At 42.9% G+C, this 23,145-nt stretch carries 13 protein-coding genes; 2 read left to right on the plus strand and 11 right to left on the minus strand.

Annotation, left to right across the window (positions count from 1 at the left end):
* Nucleotides 1-107: 107 nt before the first annotated feature.
* The 5 genes from HX021_RS04880 to HX021_RS04900 form a co-directional block, all read right to left on the minus strand.
* Complete coding sequence (locus HX021_RS04880; RefSeq protein WP_286588859.1) at nucleotides 108-3,608, minus strand: malectin domain-containing carbohydrate-binding protein; 3,501 nt, start codon at nucleotides 3,606-3,608, stop codon at nucleotides 108-110.
* Nucleotides 3,608-6,406, minus strand: coding sequence for a glycoside hydrolase family 95 protein (locus tag HX021_RS04885; protein ID WP_286588861.1), 2,799 nt, complete (start codon nucleotides 6,404-6,406; stop codon nucleotides 3,608-3,610). The genes HX021_RS04880 and HX021_RS04885 overlap by 1 nt, the downstream gene beginning before the upstream one ends.
* On the minus strand, nucleotides 6,406-7,992 hold the full coding sequence (locus HX021_RS04890) for a glycoside hydrolase family 28 protein (protein ID WP_286588862.1): 1,587 nt from the start codon (nucleotides 7,990-7,992) through the stop codon (nucleotides 6,406-6,408). The genes HX021_RS04885 and HX021_RS04890 overlap by 1 nt, the downstream gene beginning before the upstream one ends.
* A gap of 1 nt (nucleotide 7,993) precedes the next feature.
* Nucleotides 7,994-9,532: an MGH1-like glycoside hydrolase domain-containing protein gene (locus HX021_RS04895; protein WP_286588864.1), complete on the minus strand. Its 1,539-nt coding sequence runs from the start codon at nucleotides 9,530-9,532 to the stop codon at nucleotides 7,994-7,996.
* Nucleotides 9,533-9,639: 107 nt separating this feature from the next.
* Entirely contained in the window at nucleotides 9,640-12,258 is a 2,619-nt protein-coding gene (locus HX021_RS04900; protein WP_286588865.1) for an alpha-d-galacturonidase, read from the minus strand.
* A 259-nt stretch (nucleotides 12,259-12,517) separates the two neighbouring features.
* Here HX021_RS04900 and HX021_RS04905 point away from each other — a divergent pair, with 259 nt between their 5' ends.
* Entirely contained in the window at nucleotides 12,518-13,138 is a 621-nt protein-coding gene (locus HX021_RS04905) for a 3'-5' exonuclease (protein WP_286588867.1), read from the plus strand.
* Between the two features lie 9 nt (nucleotides 13,139-13,147).
* Nucleotides 13,148-15,061, plus strand: coding sequence for a DUF294 nucleotidyltransferase-like domain-containing protein (locus HX021_RS04910; RefSeq protein ID WP_286588869.1), 1,914 nt, complete (start codon nucleotides 13,148-13,150; stop codon nucleotides 15,059-15,061).
* A gap of 94 nt (nucleotides 15,062-15,155) precedes the next feature.
* On the opposite strand, the gene HX021_RS04915 is transcribed toward HX021_RS04910, so the two are convergent.
* The 6 genes from HX021_RS04915 to HX021_RS04940 form a co-directional block, all read right to left on the minus strand.
* Nucleotides 15,156-16,181, minus strand: coding sequence for a zinc-binding alcohol dehydrogenase family protein (locus tag HX021_RS04915; RefSeq protein WP_286588870.1), 1,026 nt, complete (start codon nucleotides 16,179-16,181; stop codon nucleotides 15,156-15,158).
* Between the two features lie 16 nt (nucleotides 16,182-16,197).
* A complete protein-coding gene (locus tag HX021_RS04920) occupies nucleotides 16,198-17,349 on the minus strand; it encodes an aldose epimerase family protein (protein ID WP_286588873.1) in 1,152 nt (383 codons plus the stop codon).
* A gap of 32 nt (nucleotides 17,350-17,381) precedes the next feature.
* Entirely contained in the window at nucleotides 17,382-19,082 is a 1,701-nt protein-coding gene (locus HX021_RS04925) for a sodium:solute symporter family transporter (protein WP_286588874.1), read from the minus strand.
* 68 nt (nucleotides 19,083-19,150) lie between these two features.
* Complete coding sequence (araA, locus tag HX021_RS04930) at nucleotides 19,151-20,653, minus strand: L-arabinose isomerase (protein WP_286588876.1); 1,503 nt, start codon at nucleotides 20,651-20,653, stop codon at nucleotides 19,151-19,153.
* 45 nt (nucleotides 20,654-20,698) lie between these two features.
* Entirely contained in the window at nucleotides 20,699-21,391 is a 693-nt protein-coding gene (locus HX021_RS04935) for an L-ribulose-5-phosphate 4-epimerase (RefSeq protein WP_286588878.1), read from the minus strand.
* A gap of 20 nt (nucleotides 21,392-21,411) precedes the next feature.
* The gene (locus HX021_RS04940) at nucleotides 21,412-23,100 is read right to left on the minus strand and encodes a ribulokinase (protein ID WP_286588880.1); all 1,689 of its coding nucleotides are present in this window, start codon (nucleotides 23,098-23,100) and stop codon (nucleotides 21,412-21,414) included.
* Between the last annotated feature and the right edge of the window lie 45 nt (nucleotides 23,101-23,145).

Genomic DNA, 23,145 nt, shown 5'->3' on the forward strand with positions numbered 1-23,145 from the left:
TTGCACAAAACTTTTAAATAATTGTCAAACTGACATGAAAAAGTTTTGCGTGTTCAATATAACTGAAAATTTTATGGACAACCGTCATGCACTATCCTGACACGGTATTATTTAACTTCTAAATTATCCAACATAACTCCCTTTGCATCAACAGCATAAAACTTAACATAATAAGTTCCGGCGTTGATCATCGTTTTGGTATCAGCTAAAATATAGTTCCATTTCCCAGAGCGGGTAGGGGTCAACTGTACAGGGGTTTTGGGAATCAAAATTTGCTTATTCTTATCCAGTACTTCATAATATCCTTGGTGTACAATTTGAAATGGATTATGATATTTTATTGTAAGTGAATAAACATCTGCTGCACCAACTTGAAATTCCCAGGCAGTAAAGCCCGTACTGCTATCAAATGCCAGCCGTTTTTGTCCAGCAAAATCAACCTCGATCATATGGTCTTTCCATTTACTTAAAATGGCCTTGTAATTTTTAACCTCTTTCAGATCGTAAACGGGCAACAACCCACTTTGTTGCTGAAATGCCAGTACTGCTCCTTTGCTTTTAGACTTCACAATAAGCGCCTCATTTTTTTTCAATACTTTACGAAATACGCTAAGATAATTGCCATCACTCAGTTGGACACGCTCTTTCGTAGCTTCAAAGCCTTCCGGAATATCTTTTCCCAATAAATATACATTCGTTGGCTTTATAAAGCTCAATGTATAGGCCTTTCCAGCGGTCATCTCAAAATAATCTGAGCCAAACAACGAAGGTGGCAAGGAGAAAAATGTCGTTTTGCTCACTGCATTGGCAGGGAGCACGCTCCCCACATCTAGCCAGCTATGTAGCTTCACATCCAGGTTCTTTACATCCAGATTATAGTGGATCTGATCGACTGATGCTGCTGAAGGTTTCTTTTTCGACGCAATAGCTATCGCTTGTATTACTGCTTGACCGGCATAAACACGGGGGAAATGAATCGCAATCTTGCCATTATCAACTTTAACAGGATAACTTTTTTTAAATGCCTGCTGGAATCCCGCTTGTTTATAAAGATCCAGCTGATGCTCGACAATGCGATTGTTGATGGCCACATCAAAGATTCGGTCACCTTCAGCTGGAATAAATTTACCATACCAAGGCTCTGCAAAGTAGAGCTCAACTAGATATTCCCCATTTGGAACATCAAATTGATAAGCAAGTTCCCCCAATCCATACCGAAAAGTTTGAAAGAGCGGCCACGCTTGTGTTCCTTTAATAGGATCAAAAATCATACGTTGGCTGGCAAAGGTGGAATTCATCCCCTCAAAATTATCCGCCCAGGACCTGCTCCCCCATCCCGCTCTTGTGGTATAAGGCTGATCTGCTTTCCAATATCCCCCAAATTCATCCGTATAGTGGTCACCACCACAGTTGATACGATGCAAATAGTGATATCCGAGGCTTGGTTTTATCAGATCTGACGGTTGATACAGCCTGTTAAAGTGTGGACTTTCTGGAAGATTTTGCAACACAACGGTGTCACGGGCCACGACCTTACCGCCTCTACGTCCTTCGACAAACAACACATTGTATTTGACCTCTACCTGATCAAATTCGAAATGTCTGCCAAATCCAGGATGTTGCTTTTTCCCCAGCGATATAGACCCGATATCATTAAACAGCTCCACCTCCTCACAGTTTGAAAAGATCCTGATATTACTTTTAGTTCCAGGTTGCAACCAACGATTGGGCCATGAATGCATCGCAATATAGGCTACAGGATACTCTTTTTTCCCGTAATGGGACAAGTACATATAAAAGGCATCTGTAGGCTCTCCCCAAGGTGTAAGTAACCCTTTATAGTTAACCGGACCAATCCGGTCGATCTCCCTATTGCCTTCTCCACCCTGCACACGACCTGGATTATCGTGGGAATTCCAAAGCCACAGGTAATGGCCAATGGTACTGTCCTTCACGGAATCTGCCAGCCGCAGCTTCGTTTGGAGAATATCCGCAAATCGTTCTTCATTGTAATTGTTCTCATTTGGAAGGTAAGGTGGTTCAGCATGTAAACCCAAGCTCCGCCATGCACCGTATTCCCCTACCAACAATTGCTTTTTCAGATCTTCTCCATAGGTATTTTGATCTCCACCATAGGTTCCGGTCCAATTTTGGGGAACATCCCAGTCGGTTCCACTACCCCCATTGCAGGTGGTCACTAAACGTTGAACCGATGCTGTCGGATCTAAGTCACGGATCAATTCGGTACATTCCCGGGCGAAATCCTCGGGCAAAGTACTTTCATTCTCTAGTCCCCATAGAATTACCGAAGGGCTATTTCTCCGTTCACGTACCCATTCTGTTAGTAATTGCTTGAAATTTTCACGAAAGGCCGGCGTATCAAACCAGATATGGGCAGCGAGCTGTGTCCATAATAGAATACCATTTTTATCCCAATACTGTTGATAGCGTAAATTATGAGGTTGATGTGCATCCCTAAACGAATTAAACCCAAGCTGCTTTATTTGTCGAACACGTGCATCGATTTCTTCTTTTTCGAATGCATGAGATTGCCCCAATTTATGTTCATATTCTGCAATCCCATTTATAAACAAGGGTTTTCCATTGATTAAAAGGCGTGGATCTCCGGATGGTTTTAGTCCTTTTGACCAACGTACGGCGCGAATACCATAAGCTGTTTCTACCTCATCAACAAGCTGCTTACCGATTTTGATTTGGGTTTTGATGCGATAAAGGTAAGGAGAGTCTACGGACCACAATGTTGGCCGCACTAATAATAAATCATTCAATGTGATTTTTTTGACTGAACGGCCTTGAATTTGGCCAGGTTGTGAAGATGTCACTATTGTACGGCCCTTTGCATCAAACACACGGGTAATGATATCAACATCTTTATGTTCCTGGCTTTTGTTGCTTACTTCAACAGTTTGATGAATGATTGCCTGTTTGCTGTCTGCGGTCTCATCATTCCAATAATGCTGACCAAAAGGTGTAATAGAGACTTCATTTTTGATCAATAAACTGACTGGTCGAAAGATACCCATTGGTTGTGATCCCTCAGAAAATCCCCTTTCCGTGGAGCAGCCGCCATCTACCCAGGGCAAGTCAGTAATATGGGCTGGATGGTCTGCTCGAACAGCCAGCAGATTGGAACTGCCATCCAATTTTATCGCATCTGTCACGTCCAATGTAAAGGTTGTTCTACCACCAGCGTGATACCCCACTTGTTTTCCATTTAACCAGACTGTGGCATAAGAACCTACACCTTCAAAAAACAAAAAAAATCTATTTTTTCCCTTGGCTTGCTTGAGTGTAAAACTTTTTCGGTACCAGGAATAGCCATGCAGATTGCCATGCAGCAGCCTGCGGTATCCCTCATAGCCGTCCCAGTTGTGTGGAACGCTCACTTTTCGCCATTCCTTACTCGTCTGAAAAGATGTTGTTTGAAATCCTGCATACCGAATTGAATCTTTTTCATCCATGATAGTCACCCAATCGTTGTCTAACGCAATCGTTTTACGGACCTGTTGGCCATAAGCGTAGGTACAAAAGCATAAAAAAAAGGAACAGAAGATTAACTTCCTGAACAATAGCAACTGGGTCATCATTATTTTTTCAATTTCAAATCTTTGTCAAAGGCATAAGATCCACCTTTCTGTGTTTTAATTTTTATCGACTGGCTACCATACCGTAAAGAAAGTTCCTTTCCCGCGAGCGATTCAACGGTTAGCCCCAGCAGTTTATGGTCCCTCCATTCCATACTGATCTGAAAACCTCCTCTAGCTTTGAGTCCTTTTACTTTTCCGGTTCTAATTTCTGATGGCAGGGCAGGTAATATTTCGATCATATCGGTATGGCTCTGCAGCAGCAGCTCCGTAATGCCCGAAGCGCCACCAAAATTTCCATCGATCTGGAAAGGCGGGTGGGCATCAAAAAGATTCGGATAAGATCCGCCATCTTTACCTGCTGGCCGTAAGAGCATTTTCACCATATGATAAGCATGTTGTGCATCCTTGAGCCGTGCCCAAAAATTTATTTTCCAGGCCAGGCTCCAACCGGTCCCTTCATCACCGCGCATTTCTAATGAGCGCTTTGCTGCTGCAACAAATTGCGGAGTATGCACGGTATTGATTTCGTCGCCCGGAAATAATCCCCATAGGTGCGACACATGACGATGTTTGTTTTCTGGATCATCCATATCCGTCAACCATTCCTGAAGCTGTCCATATTGTCCAATTTGGTTGGGTGCTATTTCACGACGCATCTGTCGGATGGAATCACGCAATAAGGGGTCCTGGTTAAGTATCTTGGAGCTTTTATCAAAGATGTCAAAAAGCGAGCGAATGATTTGGTGATCCATCGTTGGACCTTTTACCAATCCCCCATTTTCAGGAGAGTTTGAGGGTGTACTGATCCACCATCCCGTCTTCTTATCTTTCACCAAAAAATCTTTAAAAAACAAGGTCGATTCTTTAATCATCGGATAATATTCCTTCAAAAAATGTAGATCCTGTGTATACTGATAATGTTCCCACAGATGGCGGATGAGCCATGCTCCACCCGTTGGCCAAATTCCATGATTGGAATTGTTGATGGGGGCAGTTCCCCGCCATATATCCGTATTGTGATGCAGCACCCAACCCCGCGCGGCATAGTATTCTTTGGCGGTTTCGCTACCTGCAATACGAAGATCTTGCATCATTCGAAATAAGGGCTGCTGCAGTTCGGAAAGATTGAGCGCTTCAGTGGGCCAATAGTTCATTTCCAAATTGATATTGGTTGTATATTTACTCCCCCAGGAAGGTTCCAAATGAGGATTCCAGATTCCTTGAAGGTTCATTGGCTGGCTGCCAGGCCTGGAAGCTGCGATTTGTAAATAGCGTGCATATTGTACATACAAGGCCACAAGCCCTGGATCATCATCTGTCATGGCCTTTTGCAATCTCCTGTCTGTGGGAATTGTATCGAGGTCAATATCTGCCCCCAACTGAATCATGAAACGATCATACAAAGCCTGATAATCTTGTTGATGCATCTGGTATAATCCTTCAAAATCCATGTTACGCAGCGTATTGAATTTTTCCAATGCCACTTGTCCATAGCCTTTGTCCAGTTCCTGATATGATTTAAAATTTGTTGCTGCAGTCAAATAGATTTGAGCCTCATCCGCCTGCTTCACGACGAGCTCATTTCCTTGAACAGCCAGGTCCCCCCCTTTCAGGGCCACATGTGCATAGGCAGTCCCTTGCATGGCCCCGTTTTTCACCCGTACTTCCAGGCACAATGAACCATCAGCAGCCGGATATAGATTAAAATTCTGATGCTTAGTCTTTAAAGACATCCGAAAAGAAATTTTCCTTTTTTGATCAGCCTGCAACTTCACGCCAATAAAATTGTGGGGATAGCTTGCAAAATACGTTCTCGTATACTCTACCCCATCCATTGCGTAACCAACACGCACTTCTCCTTTATCCAAATCAAGTACCCGGCTATAACGTTGCACTTCCCCTTGATCAAATTTTAAGTTTAGTGTACCAAAAGGTTGGTAAGATGCTTGGTACGCACCTATTTTAGGGCTATGTTGATCTTGGATTGTATACTTCCATTTCCCGTGGAGTGACACCAATTTTCCTTTACCACTCTTCAGGCCTATGGTTTGGCGGGGATCTTTGTATCCAGCGATTCCGCCCTTCCCTTCCAGATTTATGACCTGAATGGCAATATTATTTCTTCCCTCCCGTAGCAAGTTTTTGGGGATCGCATAGAAACGCCGCGTCTCGTCACCAGTGGATGCTCCCACAAGTATTCCGTTAATATAGGTATAGTCATTCGTTCGGATTTTATTTAAATCCAGCGACCAACTATCTGCCAGATCGCTTTTGGAGAGATTAAAATCATGGCGAAACCAGACTGCTCCATCCAGGCCTTCGAGTCCTAGATTTTCCCAGCCTTCATAATGAGGCACCTGCAGCATGGGCCATCGACTGTCATCAACATCCAAGGAAAATGGCCCCTGTTGCTGTGCCCTGCTTTTCCCAACTTTCTCCAACCAGGCTGTAGCGTCTTCAGACTCACTTTTTAATCCCATGAATTCCTTCATTGCCAAAGCTTCGGCTTCTTTTTGTTGTCCTTTGTCCAATAGGTCCCGGATAGGCTGAAGATACTGTGACGCTCTTTTTTTATTATAGTTACGGGGACCATCGGTCCATAATGTTTCTTCATTAAACTGTATCTCCTCATTCAGGGCATCACCGTATACCATGGCCCCCATTCGGCCATTGCCAATAGGTAACGCTTCTTCCCATTGCTTTGCAGGATGATCAAACCACACCCGATATTGCGCCAATAACCGGTCCGTAGGCCATAAACAAAAAAACGACAAGAAGCTGTATAACAATACACGCATTATTTATCTGTCAAAGGGTTTATATTAGAAATTATTTGACCACCATGTTGTGCTCCCGCCATAATCCTTTTTACTCTTGAGAGATTATTCCCGTGGACAAATATTTTTTTATTGGCAGGGCCAATAAGATTCAAAAATAGCCCGGTCCCGGACGGGGGGAAACAGTTCTGCACATTCACGGATTGACAGTCCTGCAATTCGATCAGTGCTTTGTCTGCTATGGGCACCATCGTATTCAGATTCCTTACATTTAGCTCTTTCCCCTGGTTAACGGTCAACAGTGCCCCTTGCTTAATCGTGGTATTCACATTGCTCAATGTCAATCCATGTACATTAAGGACAGAGAAACCGGTATTTCCCTGCATATTGATATCAGAAAAAACCACGTTTTCAATTGGCATCTCATCCAACCCCCGCAGGTATCCGATCCGATTTGTCGTACCCGACATATTGCTGATGAAGATATTCTTAAATTGAGGGGTACGCTCACTAATGGGCTCAACCTCAGTTTTGGCATACTGCATGTCCATAACAATGGCCTGATCTCGGATGTCACGCATTACAATATTCGATACCTGAATATTCTCCACGACCCCACCACGACCCCGAGCCGTTTTTAAACGTATTCCACGGTCCGTTCCGTCAAAAATACAATTGGAAATAACAATATTTTTTACTCCACCAGACATCTCACTTCCGATCACAACCCCACCATGCCCACGGAGCATCGTACAATTTGTAATGGTATAATTCTCAGCCGGAATATTAATTTTCCTTCCGGAGCGGTCTTTTCCCGATTTTATCGTAATGCAGTCATCGCCCACACTAATATGGCAATTGGCAATGCGTACATTAGAACAGGATTCTGGATTAATCCCATCTGTGTTGGGAGAAGGCGGATTATCAATCGTAACACCATCCACCGTCACATTGTCGCAATATTGCGGGTTGATCGTCCAAAATGGGGAGTTTTGAATTTTAATATCCTTGATCTGTATATTCTTACAGTTCAAAAACTGAATAAAGGGAGGCCGTAAAAAACCTCTTTCAATCCAACCAGGAAGGTCCGGTGCCAACACATCTTTGTTCAGCCGTTTAAACTCTTTTTGCCACTTACTATCTTCCACTTGTTTTTTGACTTCAACTTCCGAATATCCCCACCATTTCTTCCCATGTCCATCTATGATACCACGGCCTTGAATGCTGATATTTTCTAAGTCTTTACCATAGAAAAGTGGGGAAAAATTAGTGACCGCAGTACCTTCCCAACGGGACTCCACCATCGGGAGGTAGTCATCAAAGTTATCACTGAAATGCAATTCAGCACCAGCATCAATAAAAATCGTAATATTGCTTTTTAAATGTATCGGTCCTGTGATATATTTTCCTGCAGGAAAATAAACGGTGCCACCGCCCTTAGCCGAAGCTGCCGCTATTGCATTCTTGATAGCGAATGAATTGTTTCCCGTACTATCTTTCGTAGCCCCAAATTCCATCACATTCAACCACATCTGGGCTTTCGCACCCAATAGTGTTAAGCATAAGAATACAGTTATTATTCCGCGGTGATAAATATTCCTGATCATATTAATTTAAGTTAATCTTACAATTTTTCAAGTTCTTGTGCTGTAAGGCCATTTTGCCATCTACATACACGGTTAATCCCTTCCCTTTCTGGTATTTTTTGCCCGTAACATCCCAATATATTGCAATGGTTTTTTGATGATAGTTTAATTGCGTCAGCGAAAAATAATCCCAGGTTCCTTTGGGAATCAAGGGCTTAATTTCCAAAACATTACCGACCTGAGGTTTTATACCAATCAGATCCTGGATAATAACATCTGCAAATGTAGAGTGGTTATAAAACTTACTTCTTGGGTTATCGCCCTTCAACCATTCTCCGTTTTTTTCATCTTGATATTCACCGATATAAGGCTTACCGTTCATCACATGAGATTTGGCATATTTGTGAATTTGTTCATATAAATCCTCGGTATTTATTGCGTTATTTTTCTTGTAATCACTTAAATAATTGGCCATCCCTCGGATCGTCTGTGAACTCGTAAAAGGCCAGATAGCCCCATCCCATTCGCAGCTATGCCCTGTTCCCCTAGTCCGGAAAGTTGGCTCTCGACGCTCTGCGGTCGTAGTTCCCCATGGAGCATTAAATCCGGCCGTGTCGGGTAATTGTAACCAAGCCTTTCCATACATCGTTTTATCTGGGGGTAAATGGAAATACCAAGGTATATAACCGATTGCCTCACGTGTAGGATGCAATGGTCCTTTTTCCAGCTTTGTTTTAAAAAACTGGTCCTCCTTGTCCCAGAGGGAATCCAGCACCATTATACGTAAGGATTTGGCATAAGCTTTATATTTTTTCTCTAAGTCTGCATTCGACGCAAGTTTGGCAATAGTGGCAATAGCTACCGCATTTCCATACATATAACTATTGATGGATGGGCGCATATTCTGTACCCTTCGCCCACCAGAGACAGATTCTTCCATCCCATCCTGCACATCATACTGCCAGAAAAGACCATTTTTACTTTTCCGTTCTGCTTCCCACTTTTCAAAATCTTTATCAAGATCCAATAACCGGTCTTTAATGTACTGATCATCCGGACTAACTTTGTAATAGGCCAATAAGGCATCCGGCAACCATGAGCTGAACTGATGGAATCGCCGTTTTGATTGTCCTTTATCTGCGTGATAAAGCCAAAAATCAATGTATTCCTTTAAAAATGCGTTGTCCTTCAACCACCGACCTTCATACAGATGATGGCCAAGTGCACAACTGATGGAATTGTATTTTCCTGCATGTTTCACAGGTTCAATAAATTCCGTCACCAAAGTACCTTCGGGACTTGACTTGATATGTTTGCGATATGACCACCATCTAAAATAATAGGTCTGCTCGATCTCTTCATCTGGGCAGTCCAATAGCGGAATATTCTTTGCCATCCAATCATAACTATCTTTATTGGGGATCTTATTGATCACGGCTTCGTTATCATTGGCATTAAATTGCTCGACATAAACCTGAAGTTTTTTCGACAGATTTTCCTGCGCGCCTACCTGAGCAAGTGAGCAGAAAAGAGCAGCAAAAACAGCTATTTTAATTTTCATTTTCTTGTTTATCATCAAAAAGTTGACAGTAGATTTCATTGAGTTTCCCGTAAAATACCCACTTCATTTTAGTTATTTATCCTGTACTATCCTGAGCAGGAACCCTACTACAATTTTGTTCCATTAAAATAGCCGAATAAGTCATCCAGGTCATCACCCTGGTTGTCTACATCTGCATTATAAGGATTTGGTAGTTCTCCAGCTTCCACAACTCCCAGCAGCAAAGCCTCACCCTTGGGGATTTTTAGTTCGTTCTGGCCCGCAGGGAAAGAGTAGGTGTGGATATCCAGCATAGGCATATATTGAATACGAAGAGCATTCCGAACTTTCGCTTCTGCCTGCCCAAAATCATTGGCACTGGCATCAATCTCCAGCACCGGCTTAGGTGCAAAAACCTTATCGGTACTATTAAAATAGCCTACTAATATTTTTACTGGCTTTTTATTCTCAAAACGAATTTGCGTTCCTTGTAATTTCTGTTTTTCTGCATCGACCAAGATCGCATGAAGCCCTTCCAGTTCATTCGCCAGATGTGTCACCACCAACTCTTGATCTGCATACAGCTTAGCGCCTTTTTTCAATGGAATAAGGTGTTGATTATCCAAGAAGGTAATGGTTCCGGGTTTTAACTTTCCTTTTTCTTTCGAAGCACTGCCGTGATGAGCAGATAAAGAGTCTATCGCATGTTTAAAATTATTCAATTCAGTTTCAAACACCGGTAACATCTCTTTCCAATGGATAAAAGTGGCATCAACTCCGCGCATCGGGATTTTCCGCTGTTTGGTCTGCATACTATTGGCATACAAATAGGCCGAGTTGGTCATCGCTGTCAACTTTCGGTATGCAGCCACACTTTGTTCCAAATCGGGCAAGGCTTTCTGCAAAGCATGAACATCATGTGTATATTTATATTGCAGGAGCTGGATTGCAGCCTTTACTTTGTAGCTATAATGCTTGGCCAATAATTGATGGATTCGGATATCATCGAGCAAGCGGTCAAATTCAGCACTATTTCTGGTTGGTTTGCTCATTGTTCTGATCATGTCAACAGCCTTATCTCCATGTTGTACAATTTCTTCTGCCACCTGCATGGGGGTCTCCCCCAGATGTGGCTCGGCACGGTATTCTTTTTCTGCATAATCAACAATCATCTCTCCTTCAGGAGCTTCTGATTCATAGAGCAGGGTAAACAGGCCATAGCGGTATGGATTGATCAACTGGGTCATCAGCATACCAAGTGAAGACGTCTGTCTATTCCCGTCCGTGATGCCAAAGCGGCGTAAGATTTTGGGCGATATTTCCCCGATTTCCTCGATGGCCGCCAATAGCTGCCGGGCTTCGGTTTCAGGAATACCGTAATAATGAGCAAGTTCAGCTGACCAGTAAGATTTTTCCTGCGATAAGTCCCTATCCCCCTGCCAAGCGTATCGCGCCCAGGCTTTGTACCACATCCAGTCCCGGTCCACTTGTAAGAGTCTATTGGCGACTTTATCTGCCGAATATGGCCAATCCCAGTAAGAAGCTTGTGGATATATATGAATACCGTTTGAATGATGGATATCGTGCATGGCTCGGACTGATTTTTGAATAAAATCTGGAGAACCATACCGGAAAGGTTCCAAATTAGCCAAAATGTGAACATTTTGGATATGTACTGTACCATTAGCACTCAATGAACGGTGCAATTCAGCCCATTTCCCCCGTGGAGTATAAGTCGTTAGTGCCTCACCATTATATTTAGCCATCGTATACAAGTTTTTATAAATGGGCAAGGCCGCCTTCATCACTGCTGGAGCGTCCGTATCGTGGGCTCGTAGAATAATTGGTGGTTCCGCCGCTATTCCTGAAGCTTGTAAACCACCTTTCACCCCCGGAATAATCGTCTTTGTAAACCAGTCAATATCATCTTGCCCCACGCCTTCCATTGCTTCCCCTAAGGTGATCAACAGACCCACATTCGGGTACTTTGCCACAAAAGCCGCAATGCTTTTTCGGGTATAATCTGAGATCAAGGGGGTAATAACCCGGTTTCTCTCTTGTGTCTTTAAACCATGATGGTCCGCAAAAGGCTTGGGTAAAATAATATTATAAAACATCTGGATAATCCAGATTCCTCTTTTATTAGCTTCCTTCGTCAAAAAGGTATAAATCTCTTCATTCTTCTTAAATGTCGCTTCATCTACCTCAAGCGCATAGGGATAGTCCTTTAATTTTACTAAAGAAGAAAAAGGATGACCATTCCATAGATATAATGCATTGTACCTATTATCAACCATCATATCCAAATATCTCAACCATAACTCCTTATCATAAAACCAGGGAAATGACTCAGGCGTATAGGGGTATTCATAAATATCGTGACCAGGCAGATAGCTGGTTTTCTGAAGGCCAATACTCGTGCCCCGCATCACCATTTTTGGACCATCAGCAATAAAGAAAGATTGCTTACTGTGCCAAACTGTATTGGTCAGCAGTTCCAAGCAACCGTATAAAACACCTGATTCGTCCGCCCCGATGAGCCTGATCGTCTCCTCTCCGGGCTCTCGATAGAAGACAAAATGTTCTTTTGAGGTCAATTTACGCTTAATGGAATCTGATAACGACGGTTTTTGTCCCATTGTACTGATCGCAATTTTCAGGTTATCAAGTCGGCCAGATGCAGGAAGTTCTTTTTTCAGAAAGTCTATTGCATATTGGAATCTTTCCCGATTAGAAATCCCGTCCATCGAATATAAGATGTTCGGTAATCTATTCTTTGCGTTAAGTGCAGAAACAAGAGAAAACACACAAAACAAAATACATAGCAGCCTGCTGTACATAATCGGTTAGTTATAATTTATATTAAATGTCAATTTTACATATAATATTTCAAACCTAAGGAAAAGTATCTCGTTTTTTACAAACGGCTTCATCCACAAAAAGAAATTTGTCTGCTATTAACTAGATTATTTTACTACTTTTAATAGATAATCAATCAACGATTCCTTGAAAAAATATCTTTTATTCTTAGACACGGAAACCTCTGGTTTACCAAAAAAATGGAACAAAAAATTTACAGATGGCGACAACTGGCCCCATGTTCTCCAAGTTGCCTGGATCATTTTTGACGCGGCACAACAGGAAATCAAGCGGACCAATAAATACATTTATGAGCCATTGATCCCCATTAGCCCAGCATCAGAACAAATACATGGATTGACACCTCCCTTTTTGATGAAGTATGGTGAAAAGAAAAAAGATGTATTGCGTAAGCTGAGTCATGATATCAAAAAATACCAACCGCAGCTTGTCGGTCATTTTCTTTCATTTGACTTACAGGTATTGTCGGCAGAGTTCTATCGGTCCCACTTACCTATCCCCTTTAGTCAATTAGATTATTTTTGTACCTTATTACATAGCAAAAGGTATGTAAAGAATCCAAATATGGTACACCTTCCTCTTTCGCTATTGCATGAGTCACTTTTTACAACTTTGCCTGACAACATGCATAACGCTGAAATGGATGCTGAAATCACAGCCAAATGTTATTTTGAAATGATTCACAGACAAGAATTATCTGATCAGGACATCAAAAACCAACAATCAGAATTCGATCACATTTTCTAGTGTTATCTTATGAAAAATCAAGATTCCATCTTAACCCTGCTGAAAGGGACCCAGCCGTTTCAGCTCTTGCCCGAGGCTTTGCAATTGAGCATCGTGGAGATGTTATATGAACATCGTTTCACCAAAGATACATTGGTCTATCGCCAGAACATTACCGATATGGAAGGCGTCGACTTGATTCAACAAGGAGAATATGAAACATTTTTCCTAGATGCCTCAGACAACAAAAGATTAATAGAGGTACATCATAATCCTTATTGTTTTGGTGGGATCTCCGTTTTATTGAATCGGACAAAAGCTCTTAAATCAGTAATCGCCAAAAAAGGTACGATCATCTATCGCTTACCCCGGAAAAATTTTATTGAGCTCTGCAATGCCAATGAAGACTTCTTTCAATTTTTCACGAATTCTTTTGGAAAAAGGATGTTGGACGAGGAATTTTCGCATTTTGTAAAATCTCCCGCTTCTTTTGAAGAAAGCTACTTTGCCGCGGACCAGCTCTATTCACGCAAGATTGAGCACATTGTCTATAAAGATATTGTCGCCTGTGAAGCAAACACACCTATTTTTGAAGCCGCAAGAATAATGGCTGCCCAGAAAGTGAGCTGTATATTTATTAAAGATGAAGAAACCATTATTGGCTATGCAACTGATATGACGTTAAGGGATCATGTGATCGCTCAGCAGATTGAAGCATCCCGACCCATTGTTGAAGTGATGGACAATCCCATTGTTAGTATCTCGAATCAAGCCTACCTGTATGAGGCGGTGCTAAAAATGTTTCATACAAAATCCAAATACCTCCTTGTCGAAAAAGAAGGTGAGTACGTTGGCTTTTTAAGTCGAAATAGATTATTGAGTGAGCAGGGACAATCCCCATTGGTTTTTATTCAATCTGTAAAACTTGCCGAAACATTTGAAGAGTTACGGGTTAAATGGAACAATGTGCCAGAAATCATCCATCAATTGCTTGGAAGAGGAGTCAATGCCGAAATTGCCAACCAGGTCATCACTACCGTAGCGGACAGTATCGCATTAAAGGTGATTGAAAAGGTAATTCAAAAAATGGGCCAACCACCTGCCAAATTTGTATTTATGGTAACTGGAAGTGAAGGTCGGAAGGAGCAGACATTAATGACTGATCAAGATAATGCCATTATCTATGAAGATAAAGCCAATGAACAGCGGGAACTGGTACGGGACTATTTCCTCCGTTTTGCCGCCCAGGTTTCCGATCATTTAAATACAATAGGTTTTAGCTATTGTACCGGTGGATATATGGCCAGCAATCCCGAATGGACGCACTCACTTTCGCATTGGAAAAACAATTACAAAAAATGGATCGAGGAAAGCATCCCGGAAAATGCCATTAAGTTTTCCACCTTCTTTGATTGCAGACGATTATATGGCGATCAGGACATCATTCATCAATTAAAAGATTTCCTGAATATTGAACTACAAAAACCAAATGAGCGCTTTTTTGCCTTCATCGCTAAAAATGCACTTCAATATGAACCGCCATTGACATTTTTTAAAACCATCAAAACACAAACAATTGGTTCGACAGAAGTATTCAACATCAAAAAGGCGATGACACCGATTGTGGATCTGGTACGGGTCTATGCACTCAAAAATAGAATCTATGAAGAAAATACCGGTGGCCGTTTAAAAGCTTTATTGGAGCTTGGAGTATTCAGTCAAGCTCAATATGACGAGCTCCATCAGTCATATTACTACCTGATGTCCATTCGATTGAAAAATCAGACCAATCAGATCCGGATCGAAAAGTTGAATCCCGACAACTACATTTCAATTGATCATCTCACGAATATTGAAAAAGCTACATTAAAAGAAATATTTAAGACCATTGGTAATTTTCAACTGGGAATAAAATTAAAATTCACCAATAATATTTTCGGGTAAACAAAAAAATGCCGGGGAAGTGCTGTCAAAAAGTAAATTCCGGTTCGTTGCCATGCAGTGAACCGGAATTTATAACGTCATGTAAATAGATAGATCAATCTGATCCGAATCGAACCAAGATCCGGAACACTGATCCAGGGTCCGCACGCCACTGTTCCAATGCCGCTTGTGCCTCTTCAGGTGTCACCACAGCAGTGATAAGCTCCTCAATCGGGCAGGCCCCGGTTTTCAGATAGGCCATGACAGCCTTAAAATCGGCTGGAGTCGCATTTCGAGAGCCTCTGATATCCAGTTCTTTTTTCACAAAATATTGTGTATCAAAAGGAATCTTTTCCTTTGCGTAACCTATATAAACGACCCTTCCTGTAAAAGCGGCAGCTGCTATGGATGCCGTATATGTTTCAGGACGACCTACAGCTTCAATAACAACGTCGGCACCACGACGGTTTGTGAGTGTCTCTATACGTTCCTCCAAATTCTCCGTTATGGAATTGATCGTATACTTGGCTCCAAGCTTTTTTGCCAATTGCAATTTTTCGTCACTTACGTCAACAGCTATAACCGAAGCTCCCCGTCTGGCTGCTCGAATAATAGCCCCAAGCCCGATCATACCACAACCAAAAACCATAACCTGGTCACTATCTGTTACTGCGGCACGGTTTACCGCATGGAAGCCCACACTCATGGGTTCCACTAGTGCAAAATCACGCACGTTAATGGCCTGATCAGCGATCACTTTCTCCCAAGGTACCACAATATAAGTCGCCATAGCACCATTGCGCTGTACACCCAATGTCTGATTGAACTCGCAGGCATAGGGCCGACCATTATCACAAGCTGCACATTGCCCACAGCTTGTATAGGGGTTGACAGTCACCTGCATACCAGGGCTATAGTTGTCGGGAACACCGGAGGCAACTTCTTCAATCACAGCGCCGATTTCATGTCCAGGAATGACAGGCATTTGTGCCAACGGATTTAATCCCTTGAACGTATTTAGATCCGATCCGCAGAAACCAACATAATGAACCCGCAACAGCACCTGACCTGGGGTCAGCACTGGTGTGGGTAGATCAATAACAGCAACACGACCCTGATCAACAATTTGGATTGCTTTCATCTATTATTTTAATTAACTATCTTACCAAAAAGCGATATTCCGTTTTTGAACTATAAGTGTCCCCTGGCTTCAATACAGTTGATGCAAAGCCTGGGTGATTTGGTGCGTCCGGGAAATGCTGGGTCTCCAAGCAAAATGCGGAGCGGAATGGATACGCTTTTCCATCCTTTCCCTTTGGATCAGTATCTTTCATAAAGTTACCGCTGTAAAACTGCAATCCAGGCTCAGTGGTATAGATCTTCATCTCAATCCCCGTTTTGGGTGCATACACTGCCGCAACTTCCTGAAAACCTGCTTTCTTATCCAGCTCAAAATTGTGGTCATAGCCTTTTCCGATTTTCAGCTGTGCATTTTCATCATTGATGTGGGCACCGATTGCCTGTGCTTTCGTAAAATCAAAGGCTGTCCCCTCCACCGGTAGGCTCTTTCCCGTTGGTATCAATGTGGCATCGACCTCAGTAATTCCTTTGGCTGCAATCTGGAGTTCATGATCCAGGATAGATGGATCTCCGGCACCATTCAAGTTAAAATAAGCATGATTGGTCAAATTCAAAACCGTTTCTTTGTCTGTCGTTGCCCTGTAGTCAATGATTAACCCTCCGTTATCATGCAGGGTATAGGTAACTTCCATGTTCACGGTGCCCGGGTATCCCGCTTCCCCATCCGGTGAAGTATACGCCAGCGTGATGGATGTCGCGGTATTATTAACCACCTTCCAGACCTTATTGTATACCCCATTTGTCCCGCCATGCAGCGAATTATCACCATCGTTTTTCTCTAGCGAAAACGTTTCACCATTCAATTTAAAGGAAGCCTTTCCAATTCGATTACCATACCTGCCCACGATGGCACCATAATAATTATTGTAATTCTTCTTATATTCTTCAGCCGAGTCGTAGCCCAATATCACATCTCTACTTTTCCCCTCTTTATCAGGAACCTCCAAACTAACCAAACGGGCGCCATAATTTGTTAATGAAACTGTTAATTTCGCATTCTTTAATTGGAAAAGCCGGACTTCCTGTCCATCAATCTGACTATCAAACCCTAGATTGACTGTCGTGTCAGCCGTAGGATTCGATTGCTTATTTTGAGTCGGGTTGGACTGACATCCGTAAGCCAAGGAAGCACACACACACCATGCGGCAATTATTTTCTTATTCATCATGTTTGATTTATCATTCAACAATATACATCATACTACCAAAAACGGACATAAATCGCAGTTACCAATAATAAAGTAACCACAATCAGCGCCAAGACAGAAGGTTCCACTTTAAACATCGAACGTTCCAGCATAAAAGCTTTGGGGTTAACCTTAGGCCCCAAGAGGCTCACGCCAATCATAACCAGCATCGTAAATACGAAGGCTAAGCCCATACAGATCTGAAAGGGAATTTCATAGACCCCTGCTTTATTGGGGTAAGCCGTGTATAACCAAGTTTCAGGTCCAAGTATCTTCGCTGCAAATTCATTAAAAAATATGGATAATGCAAACCCTGTAATCAAGCCTGTGATAGCCGCAGCTCCATTGGTCCGTTTCCAAAACATGCCCAATAGAAACATCGCAAATACCCCAGGGCTAATAAATCCGGTATATTTCTGGATGAAAGTAAATCCTCCAGCACCCCCTATCCCCAGTGAATCATTCCATGTAAACAGCACTGAAAGCAATATAGAGATAATGATCGTGATCTTTCCTACCCATACCATTTTTGTTTCGCTGGCATTCTTATCGAGATATTTTTTAAAGATATCCAGTGTAAAGATTGTAGCGATACTGTTTGCTTTTCCTGCCAATCCCGCAACAATGGCTGCGGTAAGGGCTGCCAAGGCAAGTCCTTTCATACCATTTGGTAAATATCCTAGTATTGCTGAATAGGCGTTATCCGCATGAAACACTCCACCTGGGGCCATCTCCTGCTGTAAAGCACCATTTTTATACAATACATAGGCAGCAATACCCGGAAGCATAACAATAATCGGCATAAGCAGTTTAAGGAAACCAGCAAAAAGAATTCCTGTTCTGGCCGTCTTCAGATCAGCCCCCAAAGCGCGTTGTGTAATGTATTGATTACAGCCCCAATAGTTCAGGTTGACGATCCAGATTCCGGCGAGGTACATCCCTATTCCCGGCAACATCAGATATTTGTTGATATCCTCCTGACTGGCTCCGGGTCCTGGTTTTTCCACGAAGAGATTAAAGTGACTTGGCGAATCTTCCATCAATTTATTAAATCCGGCCAATACATCACTACCAAGTCCAAAATGCTCACTGACCAGAGTTAATGCCACGTAGGTTGTCGCAATCCCCCCGATGATCAGCACAACAACCTGGATAACATCCGTAAATCCAATCACACGCATTCCTCCCAAAGTAATGATCACTGCAAATACCGCCAAAGCAATCGTAATCATATGAAAACTATCACCCCCACCGGCCATACTTGATATGGCAATTGCTCCCAGATAGAGAATGGACGTTAAGTTGACAAAAACGTATAGAAACAGCCAAAAAATAGCCATAATAAGGCTTGTTGTTTCGTTGTAACGATTGTTCAAAAATTGCGGCATCGTGAAAATCTTATTTTTTAGATAGACCGGTATAAACCATACCGCCACGATGATAAGTGCTACGGCCGCAATTAGTTCATAAGCAGCTACTGCAATACCGACTTCAAATCCATTCCCACTCATCCCAATAAACTGTTCAGCCGAAATATTCGAGGCAATCAACGAAGATCCAATAGCCCACCAGGTCAGGGAGCCCTCAGCCAAAAAATAGTCCTTGCTACTGCTCAAGCTATTGGTCTTCTTACGGTAAATCCAATAACCGTAGCCAGCCACCATTAAGAAGTAGATTACAAAAATGATGTAATCTACCGTTGCAAATTTTTCCATATTTTCCCAGATTGGTTATTTATAGATAGGCCATCTATACAGGATTCCAGCACAGATGTCCAGGCCTATTATTTATTCAACAAATAATAGAGTTCATTCCACTTCAGTTGCTCTTCAAGCTTTGCCACCGTCGTCTGTTCATCAATCAACACATATTCTAAACCGGCGATACGTGCAAAATCTTCCAGATATTCAGGTGTTAGGCTAAGACTATAGGCCGTATGGTGCGCTCCCCCCGCAACGATCCAGGCACTGCAGCCGGTTTTCATATCCGGAAGCGGTTTCCATAACACGCGCGCAACTGGAAGCTTTGGTAATTCTTCTTCCACAGTGACTCCCTGAACTTTATTGACGATCAGACGAAAGCGCGTTCCCATATCGACCAAGGAAGCATTTAGGGCATCTCCACTTTGACCATTAAACACCAGACGGGCAGGGTCCGCCTTACCGCCAATTCCCAGTGGGTGCACCTCAATACGAGCCCTTCCAACTGCTAGCGCAGGATCAACTTCCAGCATATGTGATCCTAATACCATGGCATTTTGGGGATCAAAATGATAGGTATAATCTTCCATAAATGCCGTCGTTCCTTCCATTCCGGCTCCCATAACCTTACAAGCGCGTACTAAAGCCGGCGTCTTCCAATCGCCTTCACCGGCAAAACCATAACCTTCAGCCATTAAGCGCTGTACAGCCAGGCCCGGAAGCTGAACCATACCGTGCAGATCCTCAAAGGTATCTGTGAAGCCCTTAAAGTTGCCTTGTTTCAAAAACTTGCGCAATCCGATTTCTATTTTTGCAGCTTCAATCAAGTTGTCATGAAATTTTCCACCAACTTTCACATCCTCCGCCAGTTCATAGTTTGCCTCATATTCAGCTAACAATGCACTGATTTCCTGTGCAGAACTTTCATTGATAATCTGAACCAGATCACCGATAGCATAGGTATTTACTGAAAAACCAAATTGTGATTCCGCTTCTACTTTATCGCCGTCAGTGACAGCAACATACCGCATGTTGTCCCCAAATCTTGCAAATTTGGCTCCCTGCCAATCATGCCAGCCCGCAGCTGCACGTGCCCATACATTAATACGTTCCAGTACCTCTTCATCCTGCCAATGTCCGGTCACCACTTTGCGGCCTATTTTTAGCCGGCTGACCATATGTCCAAATTCACGGTCGCCATGTGCACTTTGATTGAGATTCATAAAATCCATGTCTATACTGCTCCAAGGTATATCCTGATTGTACTGGGTATGCAGGTGCAATAATGGTTTTTGTAAAGCCTTCAATCCTCTGATCCACATCTTGGCCGGTGAAAATGTATGCATCCATGTAATTATGCCAATACAATTCTTTTCATGGTTCGCCGCGGTTAATGTGGCAAAGATCTCATCTGTATTTTTGACGATCGGTTTGTACTTAACCGTTACAGGAATCAAGTGATGTCTATTCAGATGATTTGCGATTTCTTCAGCATGTACCGCGACTTGTCGCAAAGTCTCTTCTCCATATAGGTCCTGGCTTCCGACCACAAACCAGATTTCAAGTTCTTTTAAATTAATATTCATTTTTAACTATTATAGTGTTAGATAAGGATTTTTCAACTCAATGGGTTACTGTCCGTAATAAGCATTTGATCCATGTTTACGTTCGTAATGTTTTTTCACCAGGGCGGGTTTTAGCCGAGGAGCATCGGGGTTGATCTGTTCAGTTAACCAGGCCATTTTTGCTACCTGCTCCAATACAGCGCTATTGTAGACAGATTTCATTCCATCTTTCCCCCAGGCAAAAGGAGCATGATTTCCCACGAGGATCATTTCAACCTGTTTATAATCCAGCTTGTTTTCACTGAAATGATTCATGATCTGGAAACCTGTTTCGTGCTCATAGTTTCCTGCGATCATCGCATCACTCATGGGTGCTGCACAAGGGATATCTGTCGTTAAATGATCGGCATGTGTGGTCCCGAAAATGGGAATGTCCCGTTGACTTTGGGCCCAAGCGGTGGCATATGTGGAATGCGTATGGGTAATACCTCCTATCTCTTCCCAGTGCTTATACAATACCGCATGAGTCTTGGTATCGGATGAAGGACGAAGATCGCCTTCCACCACATTACCGTCAAAATCTACAATAACCATATGGTTTGGCGTCAGTTCCGCATAAGGAACGCCACTCGGTTTAATGGCAAAGACTTGTTGGCTACGATCTACGACGCTTACATTGCCAAAAGTAAAAAGCACAAGTCCTAGCTGAGGAAGTTGCATATTACAGTGGTAGGCTTCCTCTTTGATTGAATGATACATAGTGTTCGAAACTTTAAAGATTAAACATGGACAGTTAACGTATCCTGATGTGCAACAAAATCACCCAGCGCTTTGTAACGTTCATAACGCTCGGCATAGATCGGCACCCATTTCTCTTCAGGTTCATAAGTACGTTCAAATCCCTGTCCCATCGCTTGCATTGCGTCCTCCACCTGAGCATATAATCCTGCTGCAGTTGCTGCGAACATAGCTGCCCCTATCGCGCAGGTTTGTTCACTTTTATGGATACGGATGGGCATATTCATAACATTGGCCATCATTTGCATGATAAAAGGTGATTTTTTCGCTACTCCCCCCAGACCGATCAGCCCCTTTACTGGAATTCCCTGGTCCACAAAACGATCCACAATCGCCTTCGCTCCAAAACAGGTGGCCTCAACGATCGCCCTGAAGAGACGTGGCGCATCGGTTCCCAGGTGTAACCCTGTTAATGCCCCTTTCAATGACTGATCAGCATCAGGAGTCCTACGGCCATTGAACCAATCTACAGCTAATTCAGCTATCGGAGTCACCGGTAAATCGGCAGCCTTTTCACTTAAACTGATCAATAGTTTCTCTTCCAATTGCTCCGTGATCTGCTCACGCAGCTCATCAGAAACCCCATCTATCTGCGGTATCAGCTGTTTTGTTGGCCATAATAAGACCTGTTTGAACCACGCGTAAGCATCTCCAAATGCCGATTGTCCAGCTTCCATCCCGATCATTCCCGGGATGATCGAGCCATCGACCTGACCACAAATCCCTTTCACCAGTATATGCTGCACCTCTTCTTTGGGGGCAACCAACATATCACAGGTAGATGTTCCCATGACTTTACTTAGATAATAGGGTTCGATCTGACCACCTACAGCACCCATATGACAATCAAAAGCACCAATACCGACAACAACTGCTGTAGAAAGTCCCAAACGCTGGGCCCATTCTGTGCAGAGGAGGCCTGCAGGTTGGTCTGAAGTATAAGTATCTGAAAATAATTGGTCTACAACACCATCTAATAAGGGGTCAATCCCCGTAAAGAATGTATTGGGCGGCAACCCTCCAAATTCTGGGGCCCAAAGCGATTTATGTCCCGCAGAACAAACACCGCGCTTAATCGCCGTGGCACGCTCTCCTCCAGTTAATAAAAATGGAATATAATCACAGTGCTCCACCCAGCTATGAGTTGCCTGCCGCACCCGTTCATCCGTTCTAAAAATATGCAGCAATTTGGCCCAGAACCATTCCGAAGAATAGACTCCACCCACATATTTCAAATAGTCCACAGCACTGTTCTGATTGTAGCGATTGATTTCTTCAGCTTCCCGGACCGCGGTATGATCCTTCCACAAGACAAACATGGCATTCGGGTTGTCTCTAAATTCATCCAGTAAAGCCAGGGGAGTGCCTTTTTCATTCACAGCTATTGGTGTCGAGCCCGTCGTATCCACCGAAATGGCACGAACAGCCCCTCCAATTCCCTTTATTCCGGATTTCTGTAGACATTCTTTTATCGTAGCTTCCAAGCCTTCGATGTAATCCAATGGATGTTGTCTGAATTGACTAATGGTTGCGTCACAATAATCTCCCTTTTTCCAACGCGGATAATAAAATACGGCAGACGAAATTTCATCCCCGTTACTCGCATCTACCAGTACAGAACGGACAGAATCACTTCCATAATCCACCCCGATGACATAAGATCTATTCATGTTAACTGAATTTGGTTTATAACATTCAATTTATAATCGTTTATC

The organism is Sphingobacterium sp. N143 (genome assembly GCF_030325625.1).
Taxonomy (GTDB): Bacteria; Bacteroidota; Bacteroidia; order Sphingobacteriales; family Sphingobacteriaceae; genus Sphingobacterium.

Excerpts from the sequence above, each read along its gene's own strand:
- HX021_RS04880 (WP_286588859.1), bottom strand. The coding sequence starts at position 3,608 with ATGATGACCCAGTTGCTATTGTTCAGGAAGTTAATCTTCTGTTCCTTT.
- HX021_RS04885 (WP_286588861.1), bottom strand. The coding sequence starts at position 6,406 with ATGCGTGTATTGTTATACAGCTTCTTGTCGTTTTTTTGTTTATGGCCT.
- HX021_RS04890 (WP_286588862.1), bottom strand. The coding sequence starts at position 7,992 with ATGATCAGGAATATTTATCACCGCGGAATAATAACTGTATTCTTATGC.
- HX021_RS04895 (WP_286588864.1), bottom strand. The coding sequence starts at position 9,532 with ATGAAAATTAAAATAGCTGTTTTTGCTGCTCTTTTCTGCTCACTTGCT.
- HX021_RS04900 (WP_286588865.1), bottom strand. The coding sequence starts at position 12,258 with ATGGACGGGATTTCTAATCGGGAAAGATTCCAATATGCAATAGACTTT.
- HX021_RS04910 (WP_286588869.1), top strand. The coding sequence starts at position 13,148 with ATGAAAAATCAAGATTCCATCTTAACCCTGCTGAAAGGGACCCAGCCG.
- HX021_RS04915 (WP_286588870.1), bottom strand. The coding sequence starts at position 16,181 with ATGAAAGCAATCCAAATTGTTGATCAGGGTCGTGTTGCTGTTATTGAT.
- HX021_RS04920 (WP_286588873.1), bottom strand. The coding sequence starts at position 17,349 with ATGATGAATAAGAAAATAATTGCCGCATGGTGTGTGTGTGCTTCCTTG.
- HX021_RS04925 (WP_286588874.1), bottom strand. The coding sequence starts at position 19,082 with ATGGAAAAATTTGCAACGGTAGATTACATCATTTTTGTAATCTACTTC.
- araA (WP_286588876.1), bottom strand. The coding sequence starts at position 20,653 with ATGAATATTAATTTAAAAGAACTTGAAATCTGGTTTGTGGTCGGAAGC.
- HX021_RS04935 (WP_286588878.1), bottom strand. The coding sequence starts at position 21,391 with ATGTATCATTCAATCAAAGAGGAAGCCTACCACTGTAATATGCAACTT.
- HX021_RS04940 (WP_286588880.1), bottom strand. The coding sequence starts at position 23,100 with ATGAATAGATCTTATGTCATCGGGGTGGATTATGGAAGTGATTCTGTC.